The organism is Flavobacterium aquidurense, assembly GCF_001404985.1.
GTDB lineage: Bacteria > Bacteroidota > Bacteroidia > Flavobacteriales > Flavobacteriaceae > Flavobacterium > Flavobacterium aquidurense_B.
The window spans coordinates 54,809-72,254 of sequence record NZ_JRLF01000008.1; the positions used below are offsets into that span (position 1 = coordinate 54,809).

Genomic DNA, 17,446 nt, shown 5'->3' on the forward strand with positions numbered 1-17,446 from the left:
TGTCAATGTTTTTATATCTTTTTATTATTAATGTAGAATTAATATATTGCGATTTTCTCCGTTACCAGTTCCAACAATGCTTTTAAACCGCTGTCGAGTGAAATCTCATTTTTCTTTTTTTCATAGATATCATTGCTGCACAAAATTTCAATTTCTAAAGCGTTCTTAAATAAAATAGCTTTCATCGAAACCGTATTTGATAACGTTTTATAGTGTTCTGCAGTTACTTTTACCTCATTTGTCCCTGTTTCTTTAACATAATTTTCATCTAGTAAAAAATTATAACTTCCCACCACATTTTGGTCAATATCCTTTTGCAAATTATGCTGCACTTCTTCTCTAATAATTTCATAAGGAGTCAATTGATGTAATCTTGCTTCTAAATAATTCTCGTAAGCAGAAAAGATATAATCCTGATTAAAATCATAATGGCCTTTCAGTTTTTTATAAGGTACAGGCAATCCATTATTGATAACACCCGGTAATAACTCTAAATTAATTCCCGGAATAACGGCTTCACGGCAGGTTACTAAAATTGTAAACAAATCTTTAAATTCGATAGCAGCTTTAGTTAGTAAAAATTGATATAAGCCATTACATAAGGCATTAACAGGCAAATTCATTTTTTTGCTCAGCGCTGTTATTTCATCAAATCGGGCACCTGTAATCCTGATTTTTTGCGAAACAGGATGATTGTTTTTTTCAATGCTGCTCGCATGGTCATATAAGAATCCAGTATTGAGCGTATTTGTCCAATATTCTTTCTCTCTTCGTCCATCTGCAGAAGCAAGAAAATTTTTCTGCCATTCGATGAATTTAAAATAATGGACATAAGCAACACCTGGCAGATTGATATGATTTTCAAAATAATCTGTTAATTCTTTATGTACTATTTTTGTTGAATAATCATCCAGTAAAGAATGGTGAATACATAAATACACCTCTGCCGTACCTGTATTTGCATCTACTAAAAGGTTTACTCTTATTAATTCTTCATTAAGTATATCGTAGGCTTTATTATAATTTGAAACAATTTGTTTAGAAATCTCATCCTCATCATTATTATTCAAAATGGTGAATTTAATTTTTTGATCTTTCGCTAAAATAAATCTTTGAACCAGCTTATTATCCTCAAGTTCATATCGCATACATAAGGATGGAAATCTGGAAATTAAATCCCTAAATTCATTTTCAAAATTATTTTCCTGAAATTCCGAAACTTTAAATTTTAATACTACCTGCGAAAAATCAAGCTTTGTATAAACGCGCTGGTTAAATGAAAGTTCAGATTGCTGATTGATTTTTATTTCACCTGCCACAGCGTTTTGTAAAGTGTTATCTCCAGTATTTTCAATAGTACTAACATCAGATTTTATCATTTTTGCCAAATCTTCTAAAACCGGATGATGCAGAAGATCTGTGATTTTCAAATAAAAGCCGGCACTTTTTAATTGCGTAATTATTTGAATCGATTTAATAGAGTCGCCTCCCAAATTATAAAAGCTGTCCTTTATGCTTATCATATCATGTTTCAGAACATCTGAACAAATAGAAACCAAAAGTTTCTCTTCTTTAGTTCTTGGCGCAACATATTCTTCCTTAATTAAATCCTTTAATTGTATTGCCGGCAAAGATGATCTGTCGACCTTTCCGTTTGTTGTTAAAGGAATTTCTTCTACTTGAACATAATAACCCGGAAGCATATAATCAGGTAAAAGAGCGCTTAAATTTTGCTGTAAAACCTTTTTGTCCAAAACAATATCCGAAATGTAATACGCCACAATATTTTTATCCTTATCTACTATTACAACAGACTGGCGTATTGTTTTTTCGAGTGAAAGGGCTTTTTCAATTTCACCTAACTCAATTCTGTGACCTCTGATCTTTACCTGATCATCCTGTCTGCCTTTATATTCAATATCACCACCAGATATCCATCGCCCAATATCACCTGATTTATACATGCGTTCTCCCGCAATAAAAGGGTTATTTGTAAATTTCTCCAAAGTCAGTTCCGGACGGTTAAGATATCCTCGTGCCAGACCAGCGCCTACCACATACAGTTCTCCAAACACGCCTTCAGGAACCAGCTGTTTTGAGGCATCTAATATGTAGCAGCTTAAAGTAGGAATAGTTTTTCCTATGTTTGACTGCTCAAAATTGATCTCTTTTTCGCCAATCTCTTTATAAGTAACATGAACAGTCGTCTCTGTAATGCCATACATGTTAATAAGCTTTGCTGTAGGATACTTTTTATGCCAATTAAATAACAGAAACGGATTTAGTGCTTCTCCTCCAAAAATTATGTTTCTTAGTTTAAAATCACGCTTTTTAATTGACTTTTCACAATCTATCAGGTTATAAAATGCTGATGGGGTTTGATTAAGTATAGTAACAGACTGATCGTATAATAATTCTAAAAACTCCGGTGTGTTTTGTGCTACTTCTTTTGGTACCACTATTAGCTTACCGCCATAAAGCAAAGCACCGTACATTTCCCAAACCGAAAAATCAAAACTATAAGAATGAAACATAGTCCAGATATCATTTTCATTGAAATCGAATAAAGGTTTATCAGTAAAAAACAGTCTTACAACATTTCTGTGCTCTAATAATGTTCCTTTTGGATTACCTGTTGTTCCTGAGGTATATATAACATAGGCAAGATGATGTGGTTCAATATATTTTTCAAGATTTGCTGTTGACAGTTCTTGTTGCTTTGCACTAAATTTTGCCAGTTCTTCCTGACCTATTACCACCTTACATTTACTATCCTTTTCTATATAAGATATTCTTTCCTCAGGATAATTTATATCTATAGGCACATAAGCTGCCCCGGATTTTAAAATTCCTAAAATTACCACAATCATTTGCTCAGATCTATCCAGTTTTATTCCTATCAAATCATCCGGTACAATATTGTATTCTTTTTTCAGGTATAGTCCTAATTGATTTGCCTGATTATTAAGCGCTCTGTAGCTTAAAGTTTTATCCTGAAAAACTACTGCTATATTATCCGGAGTTTTTTCGGCTTGTTCTTCAAACAAATCAACAATTGTTTTATCTTTCGGATAGTTTGCCGCAACATCACTAAAACCGTTTAATAATTGCGTTTTTTCAGCTTCTGTTAAATAATTTATATTTTTAATTTGCTTGTTTTCATGTAACGAAACTTCAGCTAAAATTTGTCTGAAATGCTGTAAAAATTTAATAACCGACTCACTTTCGTAAATATCATTATTAAAATTTAATACCAAATTCAGGTCGTCTCCTACTTCAGTAAAATGAAATTCAAAATCACATTTACATCTCTTGGTACCTAAATTTTTAATTTCATCTGATTTTTCTTCCCGAAATGTTTCATTCTTCGATGCTATATTATTGTATGTAACAGAGATATCGTATAATGAATTCCTGCTCAAATCTTTTTGAAGATTCAAATCAGATACCAGAAGATCAAACGGATAATCCTGATATTCATAAGCCGATAAGGTATTTTCTTTTAATTGTTTAAAAAAAGAAAGAAAGGTATCATTTTCATCGATCTGACTTCTTAAAACCAATGTTTTGGCATAATATCCTATTTGATTGTGAAGTACTTTTTCCTGCCTTCCTGATATTGGAAAACCAATAACAATATCTTTTTCATTTGTATACTTGTTAATCAATACTTTGACAACAGCCAAAACTGCTATAAAAAAGCTGCTTTTTTCTGACTGTGCCATTTTTCGCAAATTAACCAGGACATCAGACGAAATATTTGTTTCCAGCGAATACCCGTTGAACGTTTTAAATCTTGGTCTCTTTTTAAAACTTAACAAATCCAGAACAGGCAATTTACCTGATAACTTACTTAGCCAATATTCTTTGTGTTTTTGTAAACTGCCATCCAGGATTATTTTAGATTCCCAAGTAGCAAAATCTTTATACTGAATTTTAATTTCGTCTAAACTGGGACGATTTCCGGTTATCAGGGCTTCATAATAAAGTGTTATTTCTTTTTCTAATATCTCCATCGACCAGCCATCACAAATAATATGATGAATATTAAAATAAAAAACATACGTTTCATCTGATATCTGAAAAAGCGAAATCCTTAACAGTGGCCCGTTTTCTAAATCAAAAGCCTGATTTGAATCCAAATGGATTGCCTCAGAAATCATCTTCTCGTAATTTGAGTTGTTCCTCAGATCTTCGATTTGCACCTTGAATGCAAGTTCGCTTCTGTCCAGTACAATTTGTTTTAAAATTCCGTGATCATCCAATTTAAAAATAGTTCTCAATATCTCATGCCTGTCAATAACACAATTTATTGCTTGAATAAACAGTTTCCTGTCAGAGATACCGTTTAAAACTTTTTGCAGCGGCATATTGTGTGCAATTGATCCTTCTTTGATCTGGCTGGCAAACCATATACCTCTCTGACCTGAAGAAGCTAAATAACTATCTGATTTTTCGACTAATGAAATAGCAGAATCGCCACATTCTTTTTTATTTTTTAAAAAATTTATAATTTCATTTTTGTTGTCTTTAATCTTCTTTAAGACATCTGAAGAAATTTTATTTTTAAACGATATTATTTCTATATTTTCCTCCTTGTTAAGTACTAATTGTATATCATCATTATGTAGATCCTTAAAAAGGTTTTCGATTTCTTTTTTCATTGTGCTAAGATTTTTCGTGATGCTTAAAGTGTGATGGCTATGTAATGCTATTTTACAGAGACAAATTATTGTTACATTATATTTTTGACTGATTCAAAACTGTGGTTGTATTTTACAGTTGCGTGGTATTAAATACCTCTTACGTTTTTAATCTCATTGACTCTGTTTATCTGGAGAACTACTCGTCAAAGCGATTCAAAAATCTGTTGTCTGCACAGCTACTTTTATAGTAGTTTCTCTAAAAAGTAACTGTGTGGTTCAACAACATACATGAAATTGTTTTTTAGTATTCAATTGTTTTTTCACCAAACAATCTTTCTGCATCTATTCCTCTTTTAATACATTCATTTACCAATTTGTTAGATTCTACTATTGGTCTTGATTCATCTGTATATTTTATAGAACTAATAAATTGCAGCCACGGCTCCAGCCCCATTGCGTAAACAAATACATTTTTAGGATTAAAAATATCTACCAGTGAGATTCCCTGATCAAAATTACATCCTGCTAACCTCCTTGAAAAGTCTTTATCTCTTTCTAATTTTTCTGAAAGTAATGGTCCGTAAAGCCATGATAATGGAGCACCATCACATTCCATACCCAGAAATAGTATGTCTACATCACCCATAATATTATGAATTCTTTCATATATTTTTGGTTCGATATTGCAGGAGTCTGCCACAAATAATACTTTAAAATCATTATGAAGTTTTACATGGTAGCACAGTTTCGTTCTAATATCAATATCTGAGTGTTCGCCCAGAAAAGGCAGCCCGGTAATGGTACACTTATCCATTTCGATGCTTTCCATATCATCTAATTCAATTACGTTATCGAAACCAATATTTTTAAACATCAGTCTTAAATTAGGATCCTGAAGATTTCCTTTTCCGCTACTTGGGATTATGATGTTTTTGATCGAATGACGCAATTGCAGTAATGTCTCCAATAAGATATGATCCTGATGATTATGGGTTATCAAAACATAGTCTATTTTCTCTGGAAGATCGTTTATTGTATATCGCTTTACATCTGTTTCGTAGCCGTCGTAACTGATTACCGGATCAATTAAAATAGAAATTTCATCTGTTTCAACCAAAACACATGCATGTCCAAAATATCTGGTTCTAACGCCTTTATTGGCATATTTTTCATATGCATCAGGTGCCTGATCTGTAAAAAATGAATCAAACAAACCTTCCTGCCCGGTTAAAATTCCCAGGGTATTTTTGATCGTGTCATAATCAGAAGGAATTCTTTTCATTTTAAATAATTCATCAATAAGATTTGATTTAAAAGGCAGGTCTAAATGAATTAAATTATCATCATTTAATCTTGGTGTACTTAAAACAAATGACCTGGAGTCATCCGCTTCTACCAATTGTAAAGAGATGGATTGCGAAGATTCTTCATAATATTTACTTTTATACAGTAAAGCTTCAAAAAACCTGAAATTGGGATTATTATTTAAATCATAATATAATTCAACAAATCCTCTTAGAATTTCAGGAACTTTTTCATATAAAGCATCCAGAGAATATCCTTTTGCCTCTCTTTTCAGCATATCCGTAAGTTCTATTATCGCTTCACGAAATTCAAGCACGTCAGTTCTGCTGTCGAGTGTTGCATTATACAATTCTTTAATTTCATCAACACGACCTCCGTTGTAATCGATAAATGGCCCTCCTAACATTTTGGGGTCTTTTACCGCGGCGGCATGTATTTTAGGATTCTTAATATAAGATTCCATAATTTTTAAATGTCTGTCTTTTATATTCATGGCCGCTGTGGCAGGAGATACTAAATGAGGCCAGGCATACCATCTGTCAATTAGTCCCTCAATTGCAACATTTAATTTTAAATAACGGTCTTTGTTTATTGTGCTCATTTTGATTTAAGTTTTAACGGTCTATATTTTTTTTACTAAATAGTTATCTTGTCAACAATCTCTCTGTGAAGGTTAGATTCCTGAAAATTTTTCTCAATTTCATCTGATAGTTCCTGAATTGTTGAATGTTGGAATAAATCGGCTATTTTGATTTTTAAATCAAACTCCTTTTGTATTTCTGAGATGATAGCAATGGCTTTAATACTATGACCTCCCAATTCAAAGAAATTATCTGTTATGCTTATTGTTTTTACTTGTAAAACATCCTGCCAGATTTTTGAAAGTACTCTTTCTATATCATTGGAAGGAGCAATATATTCTCTTCGAATCATATCAGCATCAGATACTTCAGGCAATGATTTTCGGTCTACTTTTCCATTTGTGGTCAGCGGAATGTTCTCTACTTCAACATAATAATTAGGGACCATGTGCAAAGGCAATTTGTTTTGAAGATAGGCTCTTAATTCCCTTTTATTAATGTCTTCAGTACTCACATAATAAGCAACAAGTACTTTTTCTCCTTTTTGCTCTTTTGCCTCTACAACAACTTTTACCAATTCATTAGAAAAAGCCGCTAATACAGATTCAATTTCGCCAAGTTCAATTCGGTGCCCTCTAATTTTCAACTGATCATCTATTCTTCCTAAAAATTCTACAGTGCCATCAGACAGCCATTTGCCTAAATCTCCTGTTTTATATATTTTTTCTCCTTTTTTGAAAGGGTTCGAAATAAATTTTTCTGCTGTTAACCCAATTTGATTCAGATATCCCTTAGCTAATCCCTTGCCTCCTATACAAATTTCGCCTACAATTTCCTTAGGTTGTAACTGTTGCAAATCATCCATGATGTAGATATCAACATTCGACAAAGGTTTTCCTATTGGTACATTGTTCGTCGTGTGCTTACTCCCTTTTTCTTTTTTATAAATTGTGGCACAAATACTTGTTTCTGTTGGTCCGTATTCGTTATGATAAGTACCGTATTGCAGAAACTGATTGATTTTTTCAATATTTGGTGATTCACCTCCTGTAATTAAAGTACTTAATCCTTTTAGCGAATTGATATCAATTATTTTAAATATAGCAGCAGGTAATGTTGCCAGTTCAATTTCATTTTCTATGATATAATCACCCAACAAAGCCGTATCTTTTCGTTTTTCTTCGCCAATAACGTATAAACTGCATCCGGATAACAATGCAACAAAAATTTCAGAAATAGAAGCATCAAATGAAAATGACAGATATTGCAAACTTCTTTTTGCTTCTTTGATTTCTAAAGCATCAATCAGGGAAAGAATCGTATTTACTACACCTGAATGCTGTACCATTACGCCTTTTGGCTGACCTGTAGAACCTGATGTATAAATTACATACGCTAAATCGTCCGGCGATATAGCTACCTTTTCAGCTGGAGCCGCTGCTGCTAAATCCCAATAGTTGTGGTCGATTAAGAATATATTTCCTGTATAATACTCTAATTCTAAAGCGCAGGAATCCTCAGAAATCAATAATTTTAACTGGGTATCTTCAATTATAAATCTTTTGCGGTCGTCTGGTAATTCAAAATCAATAGGTACATATACGCCACCTGCTTTTAATATCGCAAGAATAGAAATAATTGACCATTGGCTTCGATTTAACTGTACACCAACCGGCTCTCCCTTAATAATACTAAATTTGTTTGTTAAAATGTTGGACAATTGGCTAGAAACGGTATCTAATTCTTTATATGTCAACTCTTTATTATCATAAAAAACAGCAATATTATCCGGAGTTCGCGCCAGTTGGTCTGCAAATAAATCTACAAGCGATTTATTGGTTAAAAAATGATCTCCATTATTAAAATCTTCAATCAGTTCTGTCTTCTCCTCTTTCGTTATATAATCAATATGACTTAGCTTAATTTCTGAGTCAGAGCAAAATTGTGCTACCAAGCCTGAAAAATGAGCCGAAAGATTTTTTATAAGCCCTGCATCAAATACATTTGGGTTATATCTGAATTCAACTTTAAATGCTGACGCAGAAGGCGCAATAATTGTACTAAAATCATAATTAGTCTGCTCAAAAACATTAATTTCCTCGATCGTTAATTTTTGTTCTTTCTGGCTGTACAACTCATCTATTTCTTCCTTTACTGCTTCTTGTATCAGGTAATTTTCGAATACCATTAAGTTATTAATGAGTTCCATTCCCGGAATACTTTGAGCCTGCACCTCGGATAAATTTATATAGTGGTGCGCAGTACTTTTCAGGGTTTCAGTATGAAGTTTCTTTAAAAACGCTTTAGGGCTATCACCTTTGTCATATTGTACACGAACAGGAATCGTATTGATAAAAAGTCCCACCATATTTTCGACACCAGAAAGTTCTCCCGGTCTTCCTGAAACTATTGAGCCAAAAACGGCATCTTGTGTGTTATTATATCTTGAAAGTAAATACCCCCAGACTCCCTGCATAAATGTACTTGGCGTTATTTCTATTTCCTGGCATAGATTTTTTAACTTATCAAATAAATCACCTTCGATCTGGAAAGATTCTTTTGTTAGTTTAGCATTCCCTGCCAGTTGTTTTTTTCTTTTAAAAGGAATATGGGTAGAAGACTCTATGCCGTGCAGATAATTTTTCCAATAGTTCAATGAAACATTTTTATCTATATCTGAAAGCCAGCTGATATATTCTGAATATTTAACCGGTTTTGATAGATTGCCTGGCTGCCCGGTGTTGATAGACGTCAAAATACTGTAAAAATCATTCACAAGAATACTCATGCACCAGCCATCCATTAAGATATGATGATGACTCCAGATAAATACGAATTTTTCAGCAGTTAATCCTACAACAGTTAATCGCATTTGAGAGGGGTTTTCAAAATCAAACCCTTTAGTCTTATCTTGTTCTTTTACTTTATCGATATACTGTTCGATGGTATCATTTTCAGACATTTCTTGATAAGAGAAATTACTTTGAATGTTCTTGTAAACTATTTGCAAAGGAACACCTCCTATAGTATTGGTGAATCTTGTTCGCAAAATAGAATATCTTGAAATTAAGGCATCATAAGCCTGCTTAACTGAATTGATATCTAAACCATCTGTATTGATTGTGTAGGCAAATTGCTCAAAATAAGCAGGACTTGACTTATCGAGTAACCAATGGTAATACATTCCTTGCTGTAAAGGAGATAAAGTGTAGATATCTTCTACATTATTATCTTCATTTAGAGCAGTTAGTGCTGTATAGGTAATGTTTTTATACGTTAAATCGGATGGTGTTAAATAATTTTTCTTTTCTGCAGCTAATGCATCTATTAGATTTTCAAGCTGATTTTGATAAGACACTACCAGATTTTCTATGGTTTCATCATTAAATAAAGTATCTGAATATCGAATTGACATGCTTAACTGACCTGAAACCATTATTCCGGATACATTTAGCAAAATGGTACTGTTGTTATTTGCAGGATCTATGGATCGTCCTATATTTTCTGATGAAAATTCGAATAATGCTTCTTCTTTATCACCGCCTACATTGTTTCCAAAATCCCCAAGATAATTAAACTGAATACTTGGTGCCAGATCATTTGTAAATCGTTTGTCGAGGTAATTTAAAATACCGTAATCGATACCTTTGTTAGGTATTTTACGTAAAGATTCTTTTACTGTTACTAATGCATTTCCATCAGATTGTGAAACATCTAAAATAAACGGATAAACACTTGTAAACCAACCAACTGTTCGTCCTATATCTATTCCGTCGATTATTTCTTCTCTTCCGTGCCCTTCCATTTTAACAACACTTTTTTCAACCCCAAAAACATCTCGTATTGCCAGTCCAAGACCAGTAAGTAATATGTCATTGATTTCAGTGTTATAAACATCATGAACCTTAGTTTGTAATTTTTGAGTCAGGCTTTGATCCAATACAAATCCGTTAGATTTTTCTGTTTTTAAAGTATTATTCTGTTCTACATAATCCGTAGGCAATAAAGCAATTTCTTCCTTACTGATTTCTTCCCAATACAGTCTGGTTTGCTGAATTTTTTCGGTCTTGGCATATTCTGCCTGACGGGATGCCCAAAGCTGAAATGAATCTGTTTTTAATGGCAGGTTGCTTTTGTCATTTTTTAAAAAAGAGCTGTACAAATTCGACAAATCTTCTAAAAGAATACGCCATGACACACCATCAATAACCAAGTGATGAACTATTAATGCCAAACGATCACCATCAGACATTCTAAAATGCCCTATTTGAAATAATATTCCGGAATTTATATCAAACCCAGATTGCAATTTTGATCCTAATTGGTTCAACGCCTCTGATTGATCCGCCTCATGTGTTAAATCATAAAAATTGATTTTGTAATGTTCCTCTGCAGTATCATGATTATATTGCGACCAGGCATTATTTTCAAATTTAAATCCCATTCTTAACGCATCATGGTGTACCACTAATGTTTTGATACTACGGTTTAGTACTAAAGGATCTATGGTTGATTTACTTTTTAATAAAACAGATTGATTGTAATGATTTTTATTAGAAATGGCATCACTTTCAAAAAAGTAATATTGAATTGGCGTTAGCTGCACTTCTCCTGTTATTTCAGACTGATCGACAATATTAAAATTAGATTTAACCAATTTTGCCAGGTCTTCAAGGATAGGGTTTCGCAAAATTTGATCTACTTTTAGTGTATATCCCATTTGCTTTAATCTTGAAACTACTAAAATTGATTTGATAGAATCACCACCCAAATTATAAAAACTCTCTTTTATACTAACGGCATCATATTTTAATACTTCAGACCATATAGCCACTAAAAGTTCTTCTTCTTTCGTTGTTGGCGCTACATATTCTTCTTTAATTAAGTCTTTTTCGGCTACGTCAGGCAAAAGTTTATGGTCAATTTTTCCATTTGATGTTAATGGAATAAAGTCCAATTGAACGTAAAAACCCGGAAGCATATAATCTGGTAAAATTTTATTCAGACTATTTTGAAGTACTTTTTTATCTATTTTTTTCTCTGAAACATAATAGGCAACAATATATTTTTCGCCGTTATATTCACTAATTTTCACTACAGCCTGAGTAATATCCTGCGAGAAACCAGCCATCACAGATTCTATTTCTCCCAGTTCTATTCGATACCCCTTAATTTTTACCTGATCGTCTTCTCTGCCTTTATAATCTATATTCCCATCAGAAAGCCATCTTGCCAAATCGCCTGTCTTGTACATGCGTTCTCCGGCTTTAAACGGGTTGGCGATAAACTTTTCAGCCGTTAGCTCTGCACGGTTAAGGTATCCGGCTGAAAGACCTGTACCGGAAATGTAAATCTCTCCCACTATGCCCACGCCAACTAACTCCAGTGCCGGGTCAAGAATATAAATCTCAAAATTAGATATTGGTGTGCCTATCAGGATAGGATCCTCTTCAGCTTTTATTTCATAAACTATACAGCCAACAGTCGCTTCTGTAGGGCCATATTCGTTATAGATTTTCATTGATGGGTTCAAACGTCTTAAAATAGCAACGTGGTTGTTTCCTAAAGCTTCGCCACCAACAATGGCAACTTCTACTTTGCTCGAGGCAAGACCCAGGCTTTCCAGTACACTAATGTGCGCAGGAGTTAGCTTGACACATGAAATATCACTTTCAAAATATGTTCTTAAAACATCTGATATATTTTCGCTCGAATTAAAAACATTAAGGCTTCCTCCACTGATTATCGGTAAAAACAAACTGGTAATGGTAAGGTCAAAAGACAAAGAGGTAAATAATCCGAAATTGGTGTTTGCCAAATCATTATCCAAATAACGTGATCTGGACCAGAAAAGATAATTAAACAATGATTCGTGATTAATCATAACCCCTTTTGGATTACCTGTAGACCCTGAAGTATAAATGATATAAGCCAGATCCTGTGTATCAAGGGCTACTCTTTTAAAATCTTTATTATAGTTCAAAGGCTCAAATTCTACATCGACAGCCAGCACATCCTTATTATAAAAATCAATATCAAAAAGGTAAAAAGTTTCCGTTATCAATAAATTCAGTCCGGTATCTTCTGCAACAAAGGCTTTTCTATGATTAGGCAATTGTGGCTCAATAGGCACATAAACACCTCCCGCTTTTAAGATTCCCAATATCGAAATCATAACCCATTCTGTACGGCTCAATAAAACTCCAACAGGATCTCCTTTTTTAATGGCGTAATCCTGTTGTAAGCTGTCTGCAAGCTGATTGGATCGCTCGTTTAATTCCTTATAGGTAAAACTCAATTCTTCATAAACCAGTGCAACTGCATCCGGTGTTTTTGACAATTGCTCTTCAAACAAGTCCAAAAAAGTTTGATCTTTTGGATACGAAACTGCAACAGGATTAAAATCTAACAGTAACTCTGCTTTTTCTGTATCACTCAGATAATTAATTTCCGAAATCTTTTTTGATGGGGCAGCAATCAACGCTGACGATAAATGCTCAAAATGAACAAATATTTTCTCGATAAAAGCCAAATCATAAACATCAGTATTATACTTAATGCCTAAAGTCAAAGCATCTGATTCTATAAAATTAAATTCTATATCAAATTTAGAAGTAGTGTTTTTGTAGTTATAGGAATGAACTTCAAGATCTAAAATATCTTCTTTTTCGAAATTGTTTAATTTTTCCTGGCTTTGTAAAGTCACAATGATATCAAAAAGTACTGATCTGCTGATATCTCTTTTAAAATTTAACTGGTCAATCAACTCATCAAAAGGATAATTTTGATGCTCGAAAGCCTGAAGTAAAACTTCTTTTTCATGATGCAACAACGCCATAAAATCGGTATCTTTTTCTACTTTTGTTCTTAATGCAAGAGTGTTAAGATATAACCCCACCTGATTTTCTAAATCCGGATGTTCCCTGCCTGCAATTGGCGAACCTACAATTATATCTTCGTTTCCAGTGTATTTATGCAGCAATGTGTTTATAACAGACATCAATGTCATAAATAGCGTTACATCGTTTTCTTTTGAAAAAATATTTAATTTCTCTAAAAAGGCATTCGAAAATTCATGTACCTGATAATCTCCATTGTATGTTTTTATCAGCGGGCGTTTTTTAACGCTTGGCAGGTTCACAACCGGAAGATCTCCACTAAACTGGTTCAGCCAGTAATCTCCAGAAATTTTGTATTTATCTTTTTTAACTTCTTGGTTTAACCAGACTGCATAATCTTTATATTGAATATTTAATTGCGGTAAGTCAATATCTTTGTCCTGAATCAAAGCGTTATATATCTTAACAACTTCTACTGCAAGTATTTCCATCGACCATCCATCTCCAATAATGTGAGGAAGCGCTATTGAAAATACATATTCTTCGTCTTGCGTTTTTATTAAAGTGGTACGGAGCAAAGGCGAATTTTCCAGTTCAAACGGTTTACTGTTTTCTTTTTCAAAATATTCGTCTACAGCCTTATCGGTTAAGTCAGTATGACTAAAATCTAAAAATTGCATTTTAAATTCAACATCTTCTATTGGTGTTATTATTTGACGAACCTCACCATTTTTTAAAGCTCTGAAAGAAGTTCTTAAGTTCTCATGTCTGTTGATTAAATTAGTAAATGCATCTTCAAATTTTGCAATATTGATAGTACCTTTAAATTTCAATATGGTCTGCATGTTATAGGCTAAAGAAGCTTCTTCAAACTGACTTAAAATCCAAAATCGGTTTTGTGAAGCCGTTAACGGATAAGAATCCTGTTCGCTTGTTTTTTCTATTGAAAAGAATTCATTTTCTTTTAACTGATCAACCAACTTTTTTATGGTTGGGTTCTCAAAAAATAATCGCAGGGAAATGGTTTTCCCCAGTTCTTTATAAATCCTGTTAAAAACCTGAACTGCTACTAAACTATGTCCGCCTAATTCAATGAAATTATCATTGATTCCAATTTTTTCAATTTTTAAGAGATCCTGCCAGATTTCTGCAACCTGACGTTGTATTTCGTTTTGCGGTGCAACATATTCTGCTCTCAAAAAGTTTTGAACGCTTACATTAGGAAGTAATTTTCTATCGATTTTTCCATTAGACGTAAGAGGTATTTTATCGATATTCACGATAAAACCCGGATTCATGTAAGCCGGAAGTTTTTCTTTTAAAAAATGACTCAGCTTTGTTTTATCTATAATTTTATTACAAACCAGGTAAGCAATAAGTATCTTATCGTCGTTCATTTCTTTGGCATCGACTACAACCTGAGCAATATCAGTAGAAAATTGCAGGATTGCTTTTTCAATTTCTTCCAGCTCAATTCTGTACCCTCTAATTTTAACCTGATGGTCTTTTCTACCCAGGTATTCTATATTTCCATCAGGAAGCCAACAAGCTAAATCGCCTGTCGTATATAGTTTTTGAGTATTGTCAAACGGATTTGCAATAAACTTTTCAGATGTTAAATCTGATCGGTTCAAATAGCCGACTGAAACCCCTGATCCGCCTACAAAAATTTCACCTACTTCACCAATATGACAAGGTTTTGAATCTTTATTTAAGATGTAAATCTCAGTATTAGCGATTGGTTTTCCTACAAGTACTTTTGAATCGCTGTTCATTACCTGACTTACAATACATCCTACAGTACATTCTGTAGGTCCGTATTCATTATAAATTTCAATATCTTCTCGTATGTTTTTAAGAATCTGAATGTGATAATGAAGCAGCTTTTCTCCTCCACAAATAATTTTTTTAATAGTTGTATTTTTTATTTCCACATCTTTTAAAAGGGAAATATGGGCTGGTGTAATTTTTAAAGTATCAATTTGAGGATTGTTAAAGGATTCTTTAAGCAATACATTGATTTCTTTATCAAAGTTTGAAATCCAAAGTTTCTTTCCTCTTATCAGACTTAGAAACAAGGCTGTTATAGAAAGATCGAATGAAATTGAGGTAAATAATCCCCAGTTTCCTACTTGGGCATTTTCAAAATAAAATGTATCGCACCATTGCACATAATTAAGCAGGTTAGACTGGCTTATGGTACATCCTTTTGGGTTTCCTGTTGAACCGGAAGTGTAGATACAATAGGCTACATCATTTTTATTATATTCAATTTTTTGATCTGTATTGTTCGATTTTGCAATCTCATCAAAAGAAGGAGTCAAAACATTATAATTTGCTAAATCAAAGTCAATAGTTAGATTAGGATCACATATTAAAACTTTACAGGTTGACTCCTGCAAGATATAATTAATGCGTTCGTTAGGATAATTGGTATCTATAGGAATGAAATATGCTCCTGCTTTTAAAATTGCCAAAACACTTATTACATACCAATCTGTGGCATTACCAAGGTAACTTACAGCATCACCTGGTTGTATATCATAACGCTCCGTTAAGTAATTCTTTAAGTGATTGGCTTTTTCGTTTAGTTCTTGATAATTAATTTTAAAATCATCATTTAATAAGGCAATATGCTCCGGATTAGCGTTGACCTGAGCCTCAAATAATGCGATAACTGAATCATATTCAGGAAAGTAATTTTGGGTAGTATTCGATTGAGTAATAATCTTGTTTTCCAGTTCACTAATCCTACTATCAGCCGTATCAGGTTCTGTAAGCGCTGTAAATACATTTTTAAGTTGTTCTGCTACAATATCTTTTGCATCTGTTCCAAACGCTTCTTCGTTAAAATATACTTCTACAGCTATACTATTGCCATTGTCTGTGCATGATAATTTCAAATCAAAAGAATCCTGGATAAGAGTAAGGTCCTTAATCTCAAAAATAGTATTTTGCAAGACCTCTTTTGATAAGTCGATATATTCAAAACAGTATTTAAAATAAAAATCGCTACTGTTTTTTATTTTATTTTCTCTGTCAATTGTAAAAAAATCCGACCAGTCGCTTACATTATTCAGTTCAGCCGCAATAGTATCCACTGTTTCTTTTATAGATAATTCACTATTGTTGTTGAATTTAAAAGGAATAATGTTATTTACATACCCAAAAGTGTTGGCTAATTCTTTATATTTTCTTTCAAACGGAATATATCCAATGCTTACTTCATCTTCTGCAAACAGCATTAGATATTTTAAGTAATTATATAACAATACGGTTTCTACTTTAACATCATTTTTTTCACAGTACGTTTTTAAACTGTTATAGTCTGCTTTTTCGATGTTATACACTTGTCTTTTTGCTGCTGTAAAAGAGTTTGTAAAATCGTTAAACGGAATTGTTTTATTTCCGAAATCTGCGGCGTAGTTTTTCCAAAAATCTACCGCTTCTGGTTCTGGTTCACTGATTAATTCGTTCTGCCAGGAACTAAATCCAGAATATTCAATTTTTTCAGTCTGTGTGTCTTCTTTATTTTCAGGATTATTTTGGGCATTAATTTCATCCAGTAAATATTCACAAAACAATAATGGACTATAAGAATCGCTCCAGAGAGAATAAAATCTGATATAAATAAATTTGATTTTACCTGATTCTTTTGCAAAACAAAAACGCAAAGGCTGATTGTTTAAAGGATCATAAGTATAATTTAATTTTTCATCAAGTGTCGCATCTGTATAATTGGCATCTAAATCGATCTCTGACCACTCTGTTTTAGTATCAGCAGCATCAATTTGAATTGGATAAGTAAATCCATTACTTAACATCATTTTGTAGTGCAGAATTTCATTTTTACTGACCACTTTCTCAATATATTGCAGTAGTTTATCTTGTGCGATATCAAATTTTAATTCAATTTTAATTTGATTAAAGTATTGCCCGATATTGCCTAAACCCCACAAGTTTTTTTGGTTTTCTGATAATTCGTATCCTTCAATATTGCTATTAATTCCCATGATTTGATTTTGTTAAAAGTTTTAATTCTTTAAATTGGTTTTAAGTATGTTTTGTTATTTCG

The 17,446-nt window shown here is 32.9% G+C and carries 3 protein-coding genes; all 3 read right to left on the reverse strand.

Annotated features, from left to right (window positions below):
• Nucleotides 1-38 precede the first annotated feature (38 nt).
• Entirely contained in the window at nucleotides 39-4,664 is a 4,626-nt protein-coding gene (locus RC62_RS05775) for a non-ribosomal peptide synthetase (protein WP_055093495.1), read from the reverse strand.
• A gap of 283 nt (nucleotides 4,665-4,947) precedes the next feature.
• On the reverse strand, nucleotides 4,948-6,552 hold the full coding sequence (locus RC62_RS05780; RefSeq protein WP_055093497.1) for an MBL fold metallo-hydrolase: 1,605 nt from the start codon (nucleotides 6,550-6,552) through the stop codon (nucleotides 4,948-4,950).
• Between the two features lie 35 nt (nucleotides 6,553-6,587).
• A complete protein-coding gene (locus RC62_RS05785; RefSeq protein ID WP_055093499.1) occupies nucleotides 6,588-17,384 on the reverse strand; it encodes a non-ribosomal peptide synthetase in 10,797 nt (3,598 codons plus the stop codon).
• Nucleotides 17,385-17,446 lie beyond the last annotated feature (62 nt).